The following is a 20,208-nucleotide window of genomic DNA, read 5'->3' as shown; positions in this document are numbered from 1 at the left end:
GGGTTCGTATAACGAAACCGCATGGTGAGGGGCCGGGCGGTCGGGGTTCAGGGAAGGAGAAACGCCGATGGAACATCGTGTCCGCATGCGGCACCTGCGGCATTTTCAGGAAATCGCCCGACACAAATCGCTTACCCGCGCGGCCGAGGCGCTGAATACCGTGCAGCCCTCGCTGTCGCGCAGCCTTGCCGAACTCGAGGCCGAGCTGGGCACAACGCTGTTCCTGCGCTCGCCACAGGGCATGGTGCTGACCGCCGAGGGAACGGAGTTCCTGCATACGATCGCCGGACCGCTGGCGCAGATCGGCGACGGCATCGCCCGGCTGCGCGGCGCGCCCGAACGCGCGGTCGTCCGGATTTCGCTTGCGCCGGCGATTACCCGGATCCTGGCGGTGGCGGCCCTGGGGGAATTCTACAAATTGTTCCCCGATACCCGCGTCGTGATCGAGGCGCGGATGTATACCGAAGCTATCCACCGCCTGCGCGACGGTGGCGTCGATTTCGCCGTGGGCCGGTTGCTCGATCCCAGCATGCTCAGCGGTTTGTCCTTTCAGCAGCTTTTTTCCGAACCGATCATCTTCGTGGCGCGCAAGGATCATCCGCTGGCCGGCAAGCGCAATGTGACGCTCGACGAGATCAACCAGTTCCGCATCATCGGCCCCGAACACAACGCCATCATCTGGGACGAGATCAACAAATTCCTGATGATGAACGGGCGGCGGGGCTTCGACCGGCTGATCGAATCCTCGTCCTATGAATTCTCGCGCACCTTTCTGCGTCACAGCGATTCGATCGCCTGCCTGTCGCGCAGCATCGTGCGCCCGGAACTGGAATCGGGGGATTTCGTCGCCATCGACACGCCGGTGCATGACATGATGGGGGCGGTCGGCGTCACCTACCGCTCAGGCACGCGGATGAGCGCCCCGGCCCGGACGCTGTTCAACCTGTTCTTCTCGAAGGCGGCCGAGCTTTATCCATAACGGAAATGATATGATGCGCCGGCAATTTCTATTTCCCTTGGTCTGAACCCGGCCCCATTGTGCCCTCGGGGAAAGTCGCGACGGGACGCGGCGCCGGTACGGTGCCCGCCCGCCCGGCGAACGGAGGAGACACACATGGCGCAGGCCAAGAACATCCTGTTCATCATGTTCGACCAGCTCCGGTGGGACTATCTGTCGTGCTACGGGCATCCGCATCTGGACACGCCGAATATCGACAAGCTGGCATCGAAAGGGGTGCGTTTCGACCGGGCCTATATCCAGGCGCCGATCTGCGGCGCCTCGCGCATGTCGACCTACACGGGGCGCTATGTGAACAGCCACGGCGCCGGGTGGAACAACATCCCGCTGCGCGTGGGCGAGCCGACGCTGGGCGACCATCTGCGCAAGCAGGGAATGGATTGCTGGCTGATCGGCAAGACCCACATGGCCGCCGATACCGAGGGGATGGAGCGGCTGGGAATCGAGCGCGGCACGCAGATCGGCGAGCGTGTCGCGCAATGCGGCTTCGACGTGTTCGAACGCGATGACGGCATGCGCCCGGAAGGCCCCGACGGTCCCTACGATCCGGGCGGTGCGCTGACCTATAACGAATACCTGCGCTCGAAGGGCTACGAGGGGGACAATCCCTGGCACGACTATGCCAATTCCGGCCTCGATTCCGACGGCAACGTGCTGTCGGGCTGGTTCCTGAAGAACAACAGCCTGCCCGCCAATATCCGCGAGGAAGACAGCGAAACGCCCTACATGACCCGGCGCGGCATGGAGTTCATCGAGAACGCCCAGGGCCCGTGGTGCTGCCACCTGTCGCTGATTAAGCCGCACTGGCCGTATATCGTGCCTGAACCCTATGCCTCGATGTACGGCCCGCAGCATTTCCTGCCCGTCGTGCGGACCGAGGAAGAGCGCGACAACGCGCATCCCGTGCTGCGCGCGATGATGAACGGCCCGGTCTCGAAGACCTTCAGTCGGATGGAGGCCCGCGACGCCATGCTGGGGGCCTATATGGGCCTGATCAAGCAGATCGACGACCAGATGGGCGTGCTGTTCGACTGGCTGGAAGAAACCGGCCGCATGAAGGACACGATGATCGTTCTGACCTCGGACCACGGCGATTTCCTGGGCGATCATTGGCTGGGCGAGAAGCAGTTCTTCTTTGACAATTCCACCCGCGTGCCGCTCATCGTCTACGATCCCTCGCCCGAGGCCGACGCCACGCGCGGCACCGTCTCGGACGCGCTGGTCGAGCAGATCGACCTTGTCAAAACCTTCTACGAAGTGGCGGGCGGCAAGGTCGACGACATCGCCCATCAGGTCGAAGGACATTCGCTGATGCCGATCCTGCACGGGCAGGCGACCGAACAGCCGCGTGCGGTGGCGATCTGCGAATACGATTACTCGGCCACGCCCTTGCGCAACGCGCTGAACGTGGACGTGGCCGATGCGCGCGCTTTCATGGCGACCTCGAAGCGCTGGAAGCTCATCCATTTCGAAGGCGGGTTCCGGCCCATGCTGTTCGACCTGGAAGCCGATCCGCAGGAGCTGGTCGATCTGGGCGACAGCCCCGACCACGCGGCGATTATCGCCGAGATGTACGAGCATCTGCACGCCTGGTTCCGGCGCTGCGATCAGCGCATCACCAAATCGCGCGCCGCGCTGACGCAGATGGGCACCGGGATCCAGCGGCGCGGCGTCACCATCGGGGTGTATTCCGAGGACGAGGCGAACCCGGAACTGGTGACGAAATACCTCGGGCGCAAGGCACGCCCCTGGCAGGAAGTCGTCGCAGCCCAAAGCGGCGCGGCGGAATGATCGGCGCGCGGCGGCACGAGGAGGGTGCCGCCGCGGGCGCAGTCTTTATCGGGAGGAAAGACATGAAGACCTTGTTGCACAGCACGGCCCTGACGCTGGCCGCCATCGCCTTTGCCGGCGCGGCGGGCGCGCAGGTGAACCTGACCGCCGCCACCGCCAGCCCCGGCTCGACGCCGCATCTGTCGGTCACCCATCTGGCCACCGTCGCGGGCGAGCGCGGCATCGCCGCGCTGCAGGTGGCCGAGGGGCAGACCCTGACCAACACGATCCTCGACGTGGCGCAGGGACGCACCGATATCTCGGCCGCACCGATGTTGCTGCCCTTCCTGCTGTCGCGTGGCATGGGGCCGTTTTCGGCGCAGGGCGAAGAGGGCGCGGCGATCGCCGCCAATCTGCGCGCGCTCTATCCCTATAACGCGGGCAGCTTCAACGTCCTGACGCTGGAAACCTCGGGGATCGAGACCTGGGAAGACCTGCGCGGGCGCACCGTGTTCAACGGCCCGCCCCGGGGCGCCGCGCTGACCAATGCGCGCCAGGCGATCACGCTGGCCACCGGGATGCAGGAAGGCACCGACTATACCGGGCATCAGGCCAATTGGGGCCAGCTTGCCTCGCTTCTGGTCGATGGCTCGATGGATGCCTTCGTGATCCCCACCACGCATCCCTCGGACCGGGTGACGCTGATGGCGTCGTCGGGCGATGTCGTCGTCGTCTCGGTGCCGCAGGAGACCTTCGAAAGCGAAGCTTTCCAGCGCGTCTTCCAGATGCCGGGCAATATCCCGATCGAGATCGAATGGGACACGATCGGCTATGACGACAATGTCCGGCTGGCGGAATCCGACGACGGGATCCTGCGCGGCCTGGGCACCGCTTTTGCCGACGTGGTCAATGTCAACATGGATTACCAGCTGGCCTATGACCTGACGACGGCGCATATCGAAACGCTCGACCGGCTGATCGCCTCGGCGCCCTTTGCACGGACCGGCGGCTACGGTGTCGTCGATCAGCGCCTGTCGGGGTTCTGCGGCAACAACCAGCTGCTCTATCATCCCGGCGCCGTCGCCGCTTGGGAAGACCACGGCTACGACATCCCCGATTGCGCCGAAGGCCAGTAAGGCCCGGACAGGTAAAGGGCAGGGCGGCGCCGGTTCAAGACCCGGCCACTGGCCTGCCTGACCCCGACGCTCTCTGAACCCTGCCTCGTTCCTGCGGCCTCTTCGTGGGAGCGGGCTTTGTTCCAGAACCCGAATGCAGGACCGACCGATGGCCGAATCCACGACCGATACCGCCGCCGAACCCGAAGCGTCACGCGACTGGGCGATGTCTCTGTCTCTGGTTCTGGGCTTCGTGCTGGTCTGCCTGGGCATGGTCAACGCGATGCCGGTCATTCCGGGACTGCAGGACCTTGTGGGCTCCATCACCGGATGGGAGACTATTCCCGTCCGCCGCTTCAGCTATGAATACCTGTTCCCGATGACCTTCGTGCTGATGATGGTCATCGTTGCCCTTCGCCATTCGCAATACCGCCATTACCGCGACCGCAGCCGCAATTGGGCCGCGTTCGGGCTGTTCATGGATATCGCGCTGGTCACCATGGCGGTGATCATCTCGGTCTCGTACCTGATCGAGATCGACTCGGTCTGCCTGATCGACCGCTTCACCGGCGAACGCGCGGCGCTGATCCAGGGCGCGCTGCAACGTGAAATCGAGTTCGCCCAGCTGATGGGCTTGCCCGAGCCGACCTCGGTCGAGGATCCGGCCTGTATCAACACGCTGGGACTGTGGATCTTCGCCGTGGTCGGGCTGGGTGTCACGACCTTCCTTGGCTACAATATCCGCGTCTGGGGCCTGCCGCTGGTCGGCGTCGCGATCCTGATCGCGGGCTACACCATGGCGTCGATCGCGATCTGGTATTTCTTCGGCCCCGAGCAGAACCGCTATCTGGTCACCATTCTGGGCGGCGAACCGCGCTCGCTGCTGGACGGGCGGCCCAACATGGAGGATGTGCTCACGAACAATGCCCAGGGGCTTCTGGGTCAGTTCATGAACATCCTGCTCTATACCGTCTTCCCCTATATCGTTCTGGGCAACCTGTTCGGCGTCTCGGCGGGCGGGCAGTCGCTGATCAAGGTGGCCTTCATCCTGACCCGCCGGTTGCGGGGCGGCCCGGCCCATGCCGCCATCGTGTCCTCGGCGCTGTTTGGCACCATTTCGGGCGGGCCGGTGGTCAACGTGCTGTCGACAGGCGTGCTGACGATCCCGATGATGGTCCGGCGCGGCTTCAGCCGGGTCTTTGCAGGCGGGGTCGAGGCCGCGGCCTCGTCGGGCGGGCAGATCATGCCCCCGGTCATGGGCGTCGCGGCCTTCGTGCTGGCGACCATGACCACCGTGCCCTATTCGCAGGTGATCATCGCGGCCTCGCTGCCCGCTGCCGCCTATTTCGGCGCGCTGTTCGTCTCGGTCATCTTCCAGGCGCGCAAACAGGGGATCGAGGCGCAGGGCGCGACCCTGCCGGCCGAGATGCGCATGACGCGCAGCGATTACATCAACCTGACGATGATCTTCGGCCCGGTCTTGCTGATCCTGTTTCTGCTCATCACGCCCAAGGACGCGATCGGCTGCGGCCCGATCACCGATTTCTTCGGCGCGGTCACCACGATCAGCGGCGATGCGTGCCGGGTCGTCAGCCTGCCGTGGTTCTTCGAGACCGTGCGCAACGCGGCCAGCGATGCGGGCTCGGCCGGCTGGTGGGCGGCGGCGCTGCTGATGGTGATGTTCTTCATCGACCCCGAGATCCGCCGCAAGCCCGGCAAGCTGGTCAATGCGCTGGCCGAGGCGGGGGTGCTGGTCTCGACGCTGTATCTGATGTTCCTCGCCGTGTCGGTGATCGACTTCTGCCTCAACCTGACCGGCCTTTCGGCCTATATCGCCCGCGATGCGAGCTACCTGCTCAACGATTTCGGCGGCTCGGTGGGGCAGAACGGCCTGTTCCTGTTCGTGGCGCTGCTGGTGACGATGTTCCTGGCGATCCTCTTGGGCATGGGGATGCCCACGGTGCCCGCCTATCTGAACGTGGCGCTTCTGATGGGGCCGCTGCTGGCCGGGCTGGGCATCGCCAATTTCACCGCGCATATGTTCATCTTCTACTTCGCCGTGGCCTCGGCGATCACCCCGCCCGTGGCGATTGCGGCCTTCGCGGCGGCCTCGATCACCAAGGCCGACCCGATGATGACCGGCTTCTCGGCGGTGAAATCGGGGATCGTGATGTTCGTCATTCCCTTCGTCTTTGCCTTCTACCCCGAACTGCTGCTCATCGAGCCTGCGCAGATCGATCCCAATGGCGGCGGTAGCAGCTATCTGGCGGGCTATGACGGACAGATCCACTGGCCCTCGCTGAGCTGGCTTCTGGCGCGCATTGCGCTGGGGCTCTACCTTCTGGGCAGCGTATTGGCGCAGTTCGACCGCCGACCGCTGGGCCTGCCGGAAATGGCGCTGAGGCTGGTGCTGGCGGTGCTGGTGATCACCGCCTGGCCGATGGTGTCGATCCCGGCCATCGCGGCCACCTTCGCGCTTCTGGTCTGGCACGCCCGGCGCCCGGCGGTGCCCGCGTGACACCCGTCGCCCCCCGGCTCGAGCCGGTCTGCACCCTGGAGGTCACGCTCGCCCCCATCCGCGAGATGGGCGAGGGGCGGGCCGGGCGCCGCCGGATCATCCCGATCGTCGGCGGGCGCGTGACCGGGCCCCTGCTGAACGGGCGGCTTCTGGATGTCGGCGCGGATTGGCAGACGATCTTTGCCGACGGGCTGGCCGAGCTCGATACGCGCTATGCGATGGAAACCGATGACGGCGCGGTGATCGAGATTCTCAATTACGGTCTGCGGCATGGCCCGCCCGAGGTCATGGCCCGCCTTGCCGAGGGCGAGGATGTTCCGGCCGACGCTTATTACATGCGCACCCATGCGCGGCTCGAAACCGGCGATCCGCGCTATGCCTGGGTCAATCGCACGCTGTTCGTGGGCAGCGGCATCCGGCGCGCCCGCTCGGTGATCGTCGCTTTGCACGCGCTGCGCTGAGCGTCCGCGTCGTGCGCCGCGCTCACCCCTCGGGCGAGGCGCGGCTGGCGGACCAGAGCAGCAGCATCGACAAGGCCCCCAGCGCGGCATGGGTGGCGAAGATCATGGCGACCGTGTAGCCGCGCGAGGGCACGAGCGTGTCCTGCAGACCGTAAAACGCCATCGCCGCGCAGGCGATCGTCAACGCCCAGAGCCCCCAGCGCAGGAAAGCCGGCGCGGCGCGCGGCAATTCGTCGGTGGTCCGGGCGCGCAGGAAGCGCCACGCCCGCCCGCAGGCCCGAAACGCCACCATCAGCACGGCGAAATAGACCATGTTGAACACCGCCATCAGCGCGGTTTCGTCCAGCGCGGCCAGCCCGCCGCCGCGCGAAAAGACGTGATAGAAGGCCAGCAGGTCGAAATACAGGATGATGGGCAGCCAGCACAGCACCGACAAGGCCAGCAGCAGCGCGGCCACGAAGGCCCCGCCGCCCCAGATCCGTGTTCCCGTCGTCTCGCGCATGCGCCGGCTCCTAGGCTGAGGGTCGCGCGACGGCGCGACAGGGGGCCGGCCTGAGCGCCCCTCAGCCCGCGGCAGCCAGATCCGCGCCGGCCCGCAGGTTCCTGAGCTTTTTCCAGGTGACCTCGGGGTCGATCTTGCCATAGCCGGCGAAGGTTCCAAAGCCACAATCGGTGGACGCGACGACCCTGTCCTTGCCAACGATGTCGATGAAGCGCTGCAGGCGCTGGGCGATCAGTTGCGGGTGTTCGACATAGTTGGAACAGGTATCGATCACGCCCGGCGCAAGGATCTTGTCGTCGGGGATCCTGGCATCGCGCCAGACCGTCCATTCATGTTCGTGGCAGGGATTGGCGCTTTCGAACAGGATGGTCGAGGGATTGGCCGAGAGCACCACGTCGATCACCTTTTCCAGCGGGATGTCGTGGTCATGCGGCCCTTCGTAATTGCCCCAGCACAGATGCATCCGCATCCGGTCCCTGGGCAGCCCCTCGGTCGCGGCATTGAGCGCTTCGACATTGGCGGCGGCCACCTTGACGAATTCGTCCTGGCTGAGATCCTGGTAGCCGGTATGCGCCGACATCGCCAGATCGGGGCAGTCGAACTGGATGTCGAAACCGGCATCCAGGATCGCCTCGTATTCCGGGCGCATCGCGGCGGCCAGATCGGCAAGATAGGCTTCGTGGCTGGGATAATACTTGTTCACCTGAAAGGCGGTGATCAGCCCCGGCGAGGCCGCGTTCATGAAGGCCCGCCCGGTATCGCCGCGCGCGGACAAGGCGGCCTTGAAACGGCGGATATCGTCGAGCGCGGGCTGCAAGTTCACCAGCTTCACCTCGCCGATGCAGGACGCGCGGGTGAATTCCTGGCTGCCCATGATCGCGCTGAGCTTCTTGGCCAGCGCCGGATGCGCGGCAAGGTCCTTGGCGGGTTTGCGGTCGATATGGCCGCCGAATCCCGACAGGCGCTCCTGCATGTAGGTCGAATAGCCCACCTTGCCCAGTTCGCCGTCCGAGACGATCGACACGCCCGCCTCGCGCTGATGCGCGATCGCCTCGGCGATGGCGGCCGCGACGGCGGTTTCGAACGCGTCGTGGTCGTAGCCTTCGCCCTTGTCCTTGGCGATCAGCAGCGCCGAAAGCGCATCGCCGCGCGGCAGGCTTCCGACATGGGTGGTCTCGATGGTCATCTGGGGGCTCCTCCGGCATCCTGCATCGCGCGCATCTGACCATCTGTCCGGGCCAAAGGCAACGGGGCCCCGCGATGCGAAAGGCCCCGCCCGGATCGTGCCGGGCGGGGCCAGTGATGCCGGTGCGCGGCCGCCTCAGCGGGTCGGCAGCGAGAAGCGATAGGACAGCCCGAGGCCCACGGTATAGGTTTCGAACGCGTTGGTATGGGTGCCGAGATACTGCCCGGTGGAATAGGTCGCGCCGATCTGGCCGTAAAGCGCGACGCGGTCGTTCAGGCCGTAGCTGAAGCCGATGGCGGGATAGATCATGCCGCCCACTTCATGCGCGGGGCTGACGCCCACGTCGTTCAGCCCGTAGAGCAGCTGCGCGTAGCCCTGCAGCCGCCCCGAGGCGGTCAGGTTCGTCTGCCAGCCCGCGCCGATATAGCCCTCGGCATAGCCGGCGATGCCGCGGAACGTCTCGGTCCCGGCGGCGACCTGCGCGGCAAGGTACCAGTTCTCATCCAGGAGGTAATCGGCCTGCAGCGCGACAAGCCCGATCCCGTCGGTCACGCGGCCGTTGAAGTCGATATCCGACGTGGCGCGGCCCAGCACGTTCAGCCGCACGCCGCGCAGGGTGTAATCCTCGCCCGAACGGTCGGTGCGCCCCGAGCGCGGGCCCGACATGTGATAGTTCAGGCCCAGCCCGATGGTCCAGTTGCGCGCGGTGCCCTGCGGTGCCGCCAGATAGCCCAGCGACGCCGTCGCGCCAAAGCCGTTGCCCCACAGGTATTCCAGCGTCGCGCGGGGATAGATGGCAAGCCCCGGTCCCGCGTCATAGGTGTTTGTGACGTAGCCGCCGCTGCCGATGCCAAGCTGGCCGTAGAGATTGACGTTGTCCGACAGCGCCCAGCGATAGCCCAGACCGCCCTGCGCCTGATTGAAGAACATCAGGCCCGACACGCCGATATCGATGCCGAAAAACGCATAGACGTTGTCGTTGAGGAAATGCGAAAACTGCAGCGAGGCAAAGCCGATATCGCCGGTATAGCGCGCGGTCGGGTCGATCTGCGACACATGGGTATAGGTGAAGGACAGAATGTTGTCGGTGCGCGGCGCGTTGAAATCCTGCACGCCCAGTTGGCGCCCGGCATCGCGGAAATCGCCCCGGTCATAGGAAAACGGCATCTGCACGAACAGGTTGACCGCGTCGCTGCGGACCTGCCCGCCCGGCATCTCGACATGGCTGTAATTCAGGCCAAGGCTGAAATTCTCGAACGCGTAGCCCACGCCGATATAGGCGCGGCCATAGACGCCGTCGCCTGAGAGCCGCGAGATATTGGTGTTGCTCTGACCGCCCGCCGCCGCGCCCAGCGACAGGCCGGCATTGGCGAACCAGTTGCCGAAGATGTTGCGTTGCGCGTGCAGCGTGACATCGGCGCCATAGAAGCCCGAATAGTTCCCCTCGACCATGGGTGCGAAGGCGCCGGCGCCGACATAGAGCCACTCATTGACACGCTGCATGTAATGGATGCCGAACAGGTCGAAATCGGTCCCGTCGGTCAGGGTGAGCGACGCATAGTCCAGCATGGTGAAGCCGGTGACGGTATGCGTGGGCGCCGGGGCGGGGATGATCGCCTCTTGCGCCTGCGCGGGGAGGGCAAGCAGCCCCGACGCGCAAAGCAGCGCGGCCCCCGCGCCCTTGCGGCGGCGCGATGCGCCTGCCGGGGCGGGGCGTTTTGCGGGTGCGGCGACCGGGCTGCCCGATTGGTCGACTGGCACGGTGTTCATGACGCTGGTCTCGCTTTATGTGCTGGCGCCGGTCGACTGGCGCGACCGTTTGGCTGGCAACACTCTAGCGGCGATCCCGGTCCCATGCCCAAGACAAAAAGCGCCGAAGCGCCGCGATTCCGGCTTCGGGCGCCGTTTTTTTGCCCGGGTGCTGCATCCGGGTGACAACCGGCCGCGTCTGTTCGGGGTGCACGGGCCCGGTGCACGAAAGGTGGCGGACAAAAGAAAGCGGCCCGCCCCGGGGGCAGGCCGCGTGGTGCCGGGCGTGAGCGTCAGCGCTGCTGCACGATCACGTCGAATTCGACGCGGCACCATGGCACATGCCCGAAATGGCGGATCTGCCCGCGGATGCGGACCGGGACCATCGTGTTTGCATCGGGGTCCGAGGGCCACATCGACATGATGCGCATGTCGGCATGGTCGTCCCAGGTAGCGTCGGAATAGCCGATCCCCGACCCGAGGAAAGCGTGGTCGACCGCGCTCCACCAGGTGGTGAAACCGCCATCGCGCTGCATCGAGAAGGAATGGGCCGAGCCGAGGAAGGTCAGCAGGTCGCGATCGGCATTCGAACCGATATTTGCGGGTTGGAAGCGGACCAAATAGGCTTCCGAATTGCGGTCCCAGCCGGCATTGACGCAGGCGGGGGAGAAATTGAAGATCGTGCCGCCGCCCATGAAGCGGCCGACCTGCGCCTCGGCCCCGGTCGGGGCAACAGCGGACAAGGCGGCCATGGCGCAGGCGGCCAAAACGGTTTTGACAGGGCTCGGAATCACGGCAAACTCTCCTGAAAAAAATGTGTGAATGACGATCCGACAGGTGCCGTTCCGGCGCATCCCCCGACCGGGGGATGTCCGGCGACGGATCCGCACAATTCGCGCCAAAGCCGCCGTACTCAAAGAACCGGCGGCGAAAACTGGAAGACGCGCCAGACAAAGGCCAGCCGGTTGCGGCACTGGGTCTTCATCAACAATGCCGAGACCTGCGTTTTCACCGTTTCCGGGCTGACCCCCAGCCGCTCGGCGATCTCGGCATTCGAATGGCCGGGAATCAGCAGATGCGCGACCGCCGTCTCGGCGGCGGTCAGCCCGTAGGCGTCGGCGACCAGCCCGACATTCGCGGCAATCGGCTGCGCGCCGTCGATCAGCGTCAGCAGCGAGCCGGTCAGCCCCGGTTCCAGCTCCAGATCCGCGTCGCGCAGGGGCGAGGCGATGGCGTAGACGGGCAGGGGATTGCCCCGCCGCGCGATGATCAACTCGCGCGAGCGGCGCGCGCCTTTGCCGCGTGCGGTCAGTGCCGTGTCGCGGATCGCCGCGCGCAGGGCGTCGTGGCTGGTGTCCTCGCGGCAGGCAAGGCGCCCCTGACGGTCCATCCAGACGCCGTCGCGCGCCTCGAACAGGGCGCGGGCACGACGATTGGCAACTAGAACCTGTCCGTCCTCGGCCACCAGACACAGCGGCAGGTCCATCATGTCCAGCACCGACAGCACGGCCCGGTAGCGGGCGCGCAGGGCGTGAAGCGTGCGGTGGATTTCCATGGCCTTGCCCAGATGCGGCGTCACCGATTCCAGCGCGCGCCGGTCCGAGGCGGGGGGCGCGCCGGGTCTGTCCGCAGCGTAAAGCGCGACGAGCCCCACAAAGCTCAGCGGGTCTTCCGACAGGTTGACGAAACAGCGGCGGTACAGGCCCAGCCGCTCGCGCGTGAAGCGGATCTCGGGGCGCGAGCGGTGGGCGGCGTCGAGCGTCCACATATCGCTGTCGAGAAGCGTGCTGAAAGCGGGGCGTTCGTGAATGGCGACCACGCCTTCGGCGTCGAAACTCTGCGCGCCCATGGGGCGGATCAGGGCGTTGTATTCCGCGATCAGCTCGGGGCGGCGCGACAACTCCGGATCGGCGCTGTGCCGCTCGTACCGGACCGCGCGCCGGTCGCCGGTGTCGTACAACACGAGGTTGCGCGCCTGAAGCGGTTCAAGAAGGCACCCCAGGGCGCCGCTCCAGTCGCGGCCGGAATAGGCCATGTCGTAGATGGCCATGATCGCTTTTGAAAAATCCATCGGTACCGATAACGCAACAAAACGCGACCGATGGTAGAAAGATACAGCCGGAAGTCGAGTTTTCGTCCGGCCGACGCGGTCAGCCGCCCTTGATCTGTTGCATCAGGAACACTTCGCTGTCGGGCTCGACCGGGGTGTTGCGGCCGCCGGTGATGACCTCGCCATCCACCGCGACCGAGATCCCGGACTCGATCACCGGCGCAAGCCCCGGATGGATCGCGACCAGACCGTCGAGCAATTGCCCGACGGTCCGGCCTTCGACTTCGACCACCTCGGCCCCGTCCGTGAACTTGCGCAGCCCGGACCAGAGATTGACCTCGACCATCAGGCCATGGCCTTGATCGCCGCCAGCACCGCGGGCGGGTTCATCGGCAGCGCCCGCAGGCGCGCGCCGGTTGCCGCGTGGATCGCGTTGGCGATGGCGGGCAGGGGGGGCGTGATGCCGGTCTCGCCCACGCCGCGCACGCCGAAGGGATGGCCCGGATTGGGCACTTCGACGATCACCGTGTCGATCATCGGCAGGTCCGACGCCACGGGCACCCGGTAATCCAGGAACACGCTGTTCTGCAGCTTGCCGTCCTCGCCGTAGATATAGCCTTCGTTCAGCGCCCAGCCTATGCCCTGCGCGGCGCCGCCCTGATACTGGCCTTCGACATATTGCGGATGGATCGCCCGGCCCGCATCCTGCGTGACCAGATAGCGCAGCACGGTGACGCGCCCGGTTTCGGGATCGACCTCGACATCCACCACATGCGTGCCGAATGACGGCCCCGCACCGGACGGCGTCGATTCGTGGTGGCCCGAGATCGGCCCGCCGGTCTTGCCCATCTCAGCGGCGATTTCCTTGATGCTCATCGGCTCGAACTGGCCGGCATTGTCGCCTGCGGGATGCGCCGCGCCGTCCTTCCAGGTGACGGCCTCGGGGTCGATGTCCCATTTCTGGGCAGCCCGCTTGCACATCTCCTTGATCGCCTGATTGGCGGCTTCCCACATCGCCTTGCCGCTGGCGAAGGTCGCGCGCGAGCCATGCGTGGGCTCGTTCACGCCCAGCGCGCCCGTCTCGACGATGTTCACGCGCACGTTTTCATAAGGGATGCCCAGCGTTTCGGCGGTCATCAGCGCGATCGAGGCGCGCGAGCCGCCGATATCGGGCGTGCCGACCGAGACCTGCGCCGTGCCATCCTCGGAAATCGCCAGCGAAACCGAGGTTTCGCCGCCATGGTTGAACCAGAAGCCCGACGCGACGCCGCGCCCTTGGTTCGGGCCAAGCTTGACCGCGTAATTCGGATGCGCCTTGGCCGCTTCCAGCGTCTCGGCCAGACCGATCGTCTTGAATTTCGGCCCGTAAGAGGCGCGCGAGCCTTCCTTCACGCCGTTCTTCAGCCGCACGTCGATCGGATCGAGCGACAATTCGCGGCACAGTTCGTCCACCATGCTTTCGACGGCATAGGCCGCCATGGGCGAGCCCGGCGCGCGGTAGGCCGCGCATTTCGGGCGGTTGGCCAGAACCTCGTAACCCACATGCATCAGGTTGGGGATGTCATAGCAGGCAAAGGCGCAGGACAGGGCCTCACCCACGGGCGAGGCGCCGGGGAACGGTCCGCCCTGCATGCGGAACGTCACTTCGGCGGCGGTGATCGTGCCGTCCTTCTTCATCCCCATCTTCACGTCCATCGACGCCGACGCGGTCGGCCCGGTGGCGCGCAAGACGTCCGAGCGGCTCATCACCAGCTTGACGGGACGCCCGCCCGCTTTCCTGGACAGCGCCAGCGGCAGCGGCTCCATGAAGATCGTCGTCTTGCCGCCGAAGCCGCCGCCGATTTCGGACGGCGTGACGCGCAGCTGCGCTGGATCGGTGCCCAGAACGGCCGAGCACATCTTGCGGATGAACCACTGGCCCTGCGTGCAGACCCACATCTCGCCCTTGCCGTCCGAACCCATCTGGCCCACGGCAGCATGCGGTTCGATATAGCCCTGATGCGTGGCCTCGGTGGTGTAGCTCTGCTCGTGGACGACATCGGCCTCGGCATAGCCTGCCTCCAGATCGCCGCGTCCGAACTCGATCATACGCGCCACGTTGGGGCCCATGCCTTCGGGCACGGTATGGTCGGCGCAATCGGGCAGGATGACGGGGGCGTCCTTGGCCATGGCCTTGTCCACGTCGGTGACATGCGGCAGGACTTCGTATTCCACCTCGATCAGCCTGGCGGCATCATTGGCCAGCAGCTGCGAGGTCGCGGCGACGGCGGCGACGGCGTGGCCGTCATAAAGCGCCTTTTCCCCCGCAAGCGTATTTTCCTGCAGATACAGGTCCTCGCCCGTCAGGCCGGTGGGCAGATCGGCGCGCGTCACCACCGCCTTGACGCCCTTCAGCGCCAGAGCCTTTGACGCGTCGATCTTCAGGATCTTCGCATGGGCATGGGGCGAACGGACAACGGCCGCGTACAGCATGTTGGGCAGGTTGAAATCGGCGCCATAGCGCGCGCGGCCCGTCACCTTGTCCAGCCCGTCGGGGCGGTCAGGGGTGGTGCCGATCCATTTGAAATCCTTGGTGATCTCGTCCTTCGCCATCACGCAGCCCCCCGCATTTCCGCCGCCGCGTCCTGAACGGCGCGAACGATCTTGTCATAGCCGGTGCACCGGCACAGATTGCCCGCCAGCCAATAGCGGATCTCGCTTTCGGACGGGTCCGGGTTCTTTTCCAAAAGCGCCTTCGCGGCGACCAGGAAACCCGGCGTGCAGAAGCCGCATTGCAGCGCGGCATGTTCGATGAACTTGCGCTGCAGCGGATGCAGCGCTCCCTCGGGCGCCATGCCTTCGATCGTCTCGATCGTCGCGCCGTCGGTCTCGACCCCCAGCACAAGGCACGAGGGCACCAGCCGCCCGTTCAGCATCACCGAACAGGCCCCGCAATCGCCGGTGCCGCAGCCCTCTTTCGAGCCGGTCAGGTCCAGATGGTCGCGCAGGCAGTCGAGCAGGGTCTCGCGCGGATCGGCGAGGAACTCGACCTCGTCGCCATTCACGGTGGCGGTGACATGCATCTTGCTCATTTCGCAGCCCTCTCATAGGCGATCTTCGCCGCGCGGCGGGCCAGCACGCCGGCCACCTCCACGCGGAATTCCTTGGTGCCGCGCTTGTCGCTGATCGGCTTCGCGGCCCGCGAGGCGGCCCCGGCCAGCGCGTCCAGCGCGGCGTCGTCCAGCGTCGTGCCGATGATGGCCTGCGCGCATGCCTCGTCGAGCAGCACGGTCGGCGCCACGGCGCCCAGTGCCACCCGCGCGGCGGTGATCGTGTCGCCCTCGCGCGTCAGGCTGACGGCGCAGCCCACGACGGCGATGTCCATCTCGGTCCGCGGGATGAAGCGCAGATAGGCGTCGCCGCCCTTCGTCCCGCGCGGCGGCAGGGTGATCGCGGTGATGATCTCGCCCGGCTCCAGCACCGTCTTGCCGGGCTTCACCGGCACCTGTTCCACCGGCACCTCGCGCGATCCGTTCGGTCCCAGGATCGTCACGGTCGCACCCGCCGCGACAAGGCCGGGCACGGAATCGGCGGCCGGAGAGCCGTTGCACAGATTGCCCGTCAGCGTGGCGCGCCCTTGCACCTGCGTCGATCCGACCAGCTCCATCCCCTCGACCACGCCGGGCCAGTCCGCGACCAGCTGTGCATGCGCGCCCAGCATCGCCCCAGAAACGGCGATGCCGATCCGCCAGCCGCCATCGGGCAGGGCGGTAATCTCATGCGTGCCGGGGATTTTCTTCAGGTCGATCAGATCGTCGGGCGTCACCGATCCCGCGCGCAATTGCACGAGAACATCGGTGCCGCCGGCCAGAAAGCGGGTCACGCCGCTTGCGGCTGCGGCGATGGAGACGGCTTCGTCGAATGTTGCCGGGGCGTGGTAGCGCATAAGGCCTCCTCTTCGCCAATCAGGTGCGCCCGAAGGTAACGGCCTTTTCGGGATTGTCGATGCCCGAATGCGCGTCGCGGGCTCGCCGGTCTGTCGGGGTCCAACGCGGCGGCTTTCGCCCTTCGCCCGGCTGCGCTATCGTGGCGCCGGAGGCGAAAGCGACATGACCGGCACCGCAGATCTGCCCAAGGATGGCCCGCAGGACGGCGACTTCTCGGATGCCGCCTGGCTCAACGTGCTGGCCGCTTATGACCGCACCTATACCGAACTGGCCAGCCATCACGAACAGCTTGAGCGCCAGAACCGCGAACTGCACCAGCTTCGCCATTTCATCGCGTCCATTCTGGGCGCGGTCAACGACATCATGGTCGTGCTGGGCCGCGATGCGCGCATCGAAGAGGCGAGCGCGTCCTTTGCGGCCTGCGTGCGCCAGCCGGTCAGCGCGCTCACCGGAACCGGCGTTACGGCGCTGTTCGACTCGGCCAGCGCCGCGCGGCTTGATACCGCGCTGGCCGATCTGCGCCTGCAGCGCAACGCCGCGCGCTTTGAAGCCAACGTGATGACCCCGGACGGGCCCGCGCCCTTCGACATCGCCGTGTCGCCGCGCGTGAACGACCGGGGGCGGATGATCGGCGCGGTGCTGATCGGGCGCCCCTTGGGCGAATTGCGCGCGGCCTATTCCGATCTGGAAGCCAGCCACAAGCAGCTCAAGGACGCCCAGACCCAGCTTGTGCGCAACGAGAAACTCGCCTCGCTGGGCCGGCTTCTGGCGGGCGTGGCGCACGAGCTCAACAACCCGATCAGCTTCGTCTATGCCTCGACCCATGCGCTGGAACGCTATGTCGGCCGGTTCGAAACCTATTTCGAGCGCGTGCAGGCCGGGGCGTCGCGCGATGAGCTGGTGGCGCTCCGCGCCGAGCTGAAGCTCGAACGCGATCTGAAGAACCTGCGCGAAGCGATCGTCGGCGCGCGCGACGGCGCCGAGCGGGTGCGCGACATCGTGGCCGACCTGCGGCGCCTTTCTGCCTCAGGGACGGGCGAGCGCGTGGTCTTCGACCTGGTCGATACCGCCCGCATTGCCGCCCGTTGGGTCGAGCGCGGCTCGAAAAGCGGGATCGAGACGCAGTTCGCGGGACTTCCCAGCCTGTCGGTGCGCGGCGTGCCCGGGCATGTCCAGCAGATCGTGATGAACCTTGTCCAGAACGCCATGGACGCGATGCAGGGGCAGGACGGCGCCCGGCTTGTCATCCGCATCGAGCGCGAGGGCGACCGCGCGGTGCTGAGCGTCGCCGATACCGGGCCCGGCGTGCCCGAGGATCAGGCGGCCTCGATCTTCGATCCGTTCTATACGACCAAGCCCGTCGGGCAGGGCACCGGGCTGGGCCTGTCGATCAGCCACAAGATCGCCGAAGAACATGGCGGGCGGCTGTCGCTGTGCCCGCCCACCGAAACCGGCGCCTGTTTCCGTCTCGAACTGCCGATGGATGATCCGCAATGAACCTTCTCTGGCTGCAATCGGCGGGCTGCGGCGGCTGCACGATGTCGCTTTTGTGTGCCGAGGATCCCAATGTCTTCGACCTGATGGCCGATGGCGGGATCGAAGTCCTGTGGCATCCCTCGTTCTCGGAAGCCACCGGCGCCGAGGTCACGCGCCTTCTGGCCGCGATCGAGGCGGGCGAACAGACGCTCGACGTGCTGGCCGTCGAAGGCTCGATCGTCACCGGCCCCAAGGGTACCGGGCGTTTCCACATGCTCGCAGGCACCGGGCGCTCGATGCTCGACTGGGTGCGCGCGCTTGCACCGCTTGCGCGCGACGTGGTCGCGGTGGGCACCTGCGCGGCCTATGGCGGGATTACCTCGGCGGGCGGCAACCCCGCCGGCGCCACCGGCCTGCAATTCGAGGGCCAGTTGGCGGGCGGCGCGCTGGCGCCCAGTTTCCGCGCGCGGTCGGGCCGTCCGGTGATCAATATCGCCGGCTGCCCCACGCATCCCGGCTGGGTGGCCGAGACCCTCCTCCTGATGGCCGAGGACCGGCTGGGCGAGGCCGATCTCGACGATTTCGGCCGCCCTCGGCTTTATACCGACCACCTTGTCCACCATGCCTGCACCAAGAACGAGTTCTATGAATACAAGGCCTCGGCCACCCGGCTCTCCGAGATGGGCTGCATGATGGAGCATCTGGGCTGCGTCGGCACGCAGGCAGTGGGCGATTGCAACATCCGGGGTTGGAACGGCGAAGGCTCGTGCACCCGCGCGGGCTATCCCTGCATTGCCTGCACGGCGCCCGAATTCGAAGAGCCCAACCACCCTTTCACCGAAACGCCCACGATCGCCGGCATCCCCATCGGCCTGCCCTCGGACATGCCCAAGGCATGGTTCATGGCGCTGGCCTCGCTGTCCAAGGCGGCCACGCCCCGGCGCATCGGCGTCAATGCGGTGTCGGATCGCATCCGCGTGCCGCCCGGCGCCAAAAGGAACGCGAAGTGACGCGCAAGCTGCTGGTCGGACCCTTCAACCGGGTCGAGGGCGATCTGGAGATCCGGCTCGATATCCGCGATGGCGCTGTCGCCTCGGCGCAGGTGAACTCGCCGCTGTTTCGCGGTTTCGAGATGATGCTGGCGGGCAAGGATCCGCGCGACGCGCTGACCATCGTGCCGCGCATCTGCGGGATCTGCTCGATCAGCCAGTCCGCCGCCGCCGCGCTGGCGCTGGGTCAGGCGGCGGGTGTCACGCCGACGCCGCAGGGGGCGCTCGCCACCGCGATCCTGCACGCGGTTGAAAATCTCGCCGATCACGTCACCCATTTCGCGCTGTTCTTCATGCCCGATTTCGCCCGTCCCGCCTATGCCGGGCGCGATTGGCACGGACAGGCTCTCGAACGGTTCACCGCCATGCAGGGCTCGGCTGCGCGGCAGTTGACCGAGGGGCGTGCGCAACTCTTGCACATCACCGGGATGCTGGCGGGGAAATGGCCGCATACGCTGGCCATCCAGCCCGGCGGCGTGACCAAGGCGCCCGATGCCCGCGACCGGGTGCGGATCCTGTCCACCCTGCGCAGCTTCCGCCGCACGCTGGAGGCCACGATCTTCGGCGCGAAGCTGGAAGAGTATGCGGCGCTGGCCACGCTGTCGGACCTTGACGGCTGGCAAACCGGCGACGCGGCCCTTTTCCTGCGCATCGCCGCCGATCTGGGACTTGCCGCCAGCGGACAGGGTCCGCGCCGCTATCTGTCGGCCGGGGCCTATCCGCTGGGCGCGCAGCGTCTGACGCGCGCCGGGCTGCTCGATCGCGGCACGCTCAAACCCTTCGATCCGGCCCAGATCACCGAGGATCTGAGCCACGCCTGGATGCTGGGCGACACCGCCCATCCCGCGCAGGGACAGACCGTCCCCGACGAGGACATGCGCGAGGCCGCCTATTCCTGGTGCAAGGCGCCGCGTCTCGGCGGGCAGGTCGTGGAATGCGGCGCGCTGGCGCGGCAGGCGGTCGACGGCCACCCGCTGGCATTGGCCTTGGCCGATGAGGGCGGCGTGCGTGCCCGCGTCGCTGCGCGGCTTCTGGAAATCGCGCGCACGCAGATCTGGCTGGAAGAGGCGGCGCAAGCGCTCGATCCCGCCGCCACCTTTCTCGAACCCTTCACGCTGCCGAAAAACGGGCAGGGGGTGGGGCTTGTCGAAGCCGCGCGCGGCACGCTGGGCCATTGGCTCAGGATCGAGAAGGGACGCATCGCCTCGTACCAGATCGTTGCGCCCACCACCTGGAACTTCTCGCCCCGCGACGCGCAGGGCGTGCCCGGCGCGCTGGAAGCCGCGCTGGTCGGCGCGCCCGTGGCCGAGGGCGAGGAGACGCCGCTTTCCGTCCAGCATATCGTGCGCAGCTTCGATCCCTGCATGGTCTGCACCGTGCATTGAGTG

The 20,208-nt window shown here is 66.6% G+C and carries 17 protein-coding genes; 8 read left to right on the top strand and 9 right to left on the bottom strand.

The genetic code is table 11. From position 1 onward, the window contains the following. The first annotated feature begins 67 nt into the window (after positions 1-67). The 5 genes from C4N9_RS06845 to C4N9_RS06825 all read left to right on the top strand — a co-directional run bounded on the left by C4N9_RS06845 (position 68) and on the right by C4N9_RS06825 (position 6,882). Complete coding sequence (locus tag C4N9_RS06845) at positions 68-979, top strand: LysR substrate-binding domain-containing protein (protein WP_109532537.1); 912 nt, start codon at positions 68-70, stop codon at positions 977-979. 135 nt (positions 980-1,114) lie between these two features. After that, on the top strand, positions 1,115-2,809 hold the full coding sequence (locus C4N9_RS06840) for a sulfatase-like hydrolase/transferase (protein ID WP_109532536.1): 1,695 nt from the start codon (positions 1,115-1,117) through the stop codon (positions 2,807-2,809). Positions 2,810-2,871: 62 nt separating this feature from the next. Continuing rightward, positions 2,872-3,924, top strand: coding sequence for a TAXI family TRAP transporter solute-binding subunit (locus C4N9_RS06835; RefSeq protein ID WP_109532583.1), 1,053 nt, complete (start codon positions 2,872-2,874; stop codon positions 3,922-3,924). A 148-nt stretch (positions 3,925-4,072) separates the two neighbouring features. Next, positions 4,073-6,421, top strand: a complete 2,349-nt coding sequence (locus tag C4N9_RS06830) for a TRAP transporter permease (RefSeq protein ID WP_109532535.1) — start codon at positions 4,073-4,075, stop codon at positions 6,419-6,421. After that, positions 6,418-6,882, top strand: a complete 465-nt coding sequence (locus tag C4N9_RS06825) for a DUF3237 domain-containing protein (protein WP_109532534.1) — start codon at positions 6,418-6,420, stop codon at positions 6,880-6,882. The genes C4N9_RS06830 and C4N9_RS06825 overlap by 4 nt, the downstream gene beginning before the upstream one ends. Positions 6,883-6,904: 22 nt before the next feature. Here the strand turns inward: C4N9_RS06825 and C4N9_RS06820 are convergent, their stop codons facing one another. From C4N9_RS06820 to C4N9_RS06780, 9 genes are all read right to left on the bottom strand, one after another. Next, positions 6,905-7,384, bottom strand: coding sequence for a hypothetical protein (locus C4N9_RS06820; protein WP_109532533.1), 480 nt, complete (start codon positions 7,382-7,384; stop codon positions 6,905-6,907). Positions 7,385-7,445: 61 nt separating this feature from the next. Next, entirely contained in the window at positions 7,446-8,570 is a 1,125-nt protein-coding gene (locus C4N9_RS06815) for a cobalamin-independent methionine synthase II family protein (RefSeq protein ID WP_109532532.1), read from the bottom strand. Positions 8,571-8,705: 135 nt separating this feature from the next. Beyond that, complete coding sequence (locus C4N9_RS06810; RefSeq protein ID WP_109532531.1) at positions 8,706-10,340, bottom strand: hypothetical protein; 1,635 nt, start codon at positions 10,338-10,340, stop codon at positions 8,706-8,708. 272 nt (positions 10,341-10,612) lie between these two features. Continuing rightward, positions 10,613-11,113: a hypothetical protein gene (locus C4N9_RS06805; RefSeq protein ID WP_109532530.1), complete on the bottom strand. Its 501-nt coding sequence runs from the start codon at positions 11,111-11,113 to the stop codon at positions 10,613-10,615. A gap of 119 nt (positions 11,114-11,232) precedes the next feature. Further along, positions 11,233-12,369 (bottom strand): helix-turn-helix transcriptional regulator, encoded by a 1,137-nt coding sequence (locus C4N9_RS06800; RefSeq protein ID WP_168192141.1) that lies wholly within the window; start codon positions 12,367-12,369, stop codon positions 11,233-11,235. A 100-nt stretch (positions 12,370-12,469) separates the two neighbouring features. Further along, the gene (locus C4N9_RS06795; RefSeq protein ID WP_109532528.1) at positions 12,470-12,715 is read right to left on the bottom strand and encodes a MoaD/ThiS family protein; all 246 of its coding nucleotides are present in this window, start codon (positions 12,713-12,715) and stop codon (positions 12,470-12,472) included. Further along, positions 12,715-14,961 (bottom strand): xanthine dehydrogenase family protein molybdopterin-binding subunit, encoded by a 2,247-nt coding sequence (locus C4N9_RS06790; RefSeq protein WP_109532527.1) that lies wholly within the window; start codon positions 14,959-14,961, stop codon positions 12,715-12,717. Before C4N9_RS06790 ends, C4N9_RS06795 begins: the two co-directional genes overlap by 1 nt. Next, positions 14,961-15,440: a (2Fe-2S)-binding protein gene (locus C4N9_RS06785; protein WP_109532526.1), complete on the bottom strand. Its 480-nt coding sequence runs from the start codon at positions 15,438-15,440 to the stop codon at positions 14,961-14,963. Before C4N9_RS06785 ends, C4N9_RS06790 begins: the two co-directional genes overlap by 1 nt. Next, positions 15,437-16,294: an FAD binding domain-containing protein gene (locus C4N9_RS06780; RefSeq protein WP_109532525.1), complete on the bottom strand. Its 858-nt coding sequence runs from the start codon at positions 16,292-16,294 to the stop codon at positions 15,437-15,439. Before C4N9_RS06780 ends, C4N9_RS06785 begins: the two co-directional genes overlap by 4 nt. Before the next feature lie 163 nt (positions 16,295-16,457). Here C4N9_RS06780 and C4N9_RS06775 point away from each other — a divergent pair, with 163 nt between their 5' ends. Genes C4N9_RS06775 through C4N9_RS06765 form a run of 3 tightly spaced genes read left to right on the top strand, consistent with a single transcriptional unit; the run spans position 16,458 to position 20,205 of the window. Continuing rightward, entirely contained in the window at positions 16,458-17,792 is a 1,335-nt protein-coding gene (locus tag C4N9_RS06775) for a sensor histidine kinase (RefSeq protein WP_109532582.1), read from the top strand. After that, complete coding sequence (locus C4N9_RS06770) at positions 17,789-18,781, top strand: NADH-quinone oxidoreductase subunit B family protein (RefSeq protein WP_109532524.1); 993 nt, start codon at positions 17,789-17,791, stop codon at positions 18,779-18,781. Before C4N9_RS06775 ends, C4N9_RS06770 begins: the two co-directional genes overlap by 4 nt. Then, on the top strand, positions 18,778-20,205 hold the full coding sequence (locus tag C4N9_RS06765) for a nickel-dependent hydrogenase large subunit (protein ID WP_245902479.1): 1,428 nt from the start codon (positions 18,778-18,780) through the stop codon (positions 20,203-20,205). The genes C4N9_RS06770 and C4N9_RS06765 overlap by 4 nt, the downstream gene beginning before the upstream one ends. The last annotated feature ends 3 nt before the right edge of the window (positions 20,206-20,208 follow it).

Origin of the sequence: Pararhodobacter marinus, from assembly GCF_003122215.1 — a bacterium.
Lineage (GTDB): Bacteria > Pseudomonadota > Alphaproteobacteria > Rhodobacterales > Rhodobacteraceae > Pararhodobacter > Pararhodobacter marinus.
The sequence above is the reverse complement of the archived record's forward strand: the minus strand, read 5'-3'. Positions and strand labels throughout refer to the sequence as shown.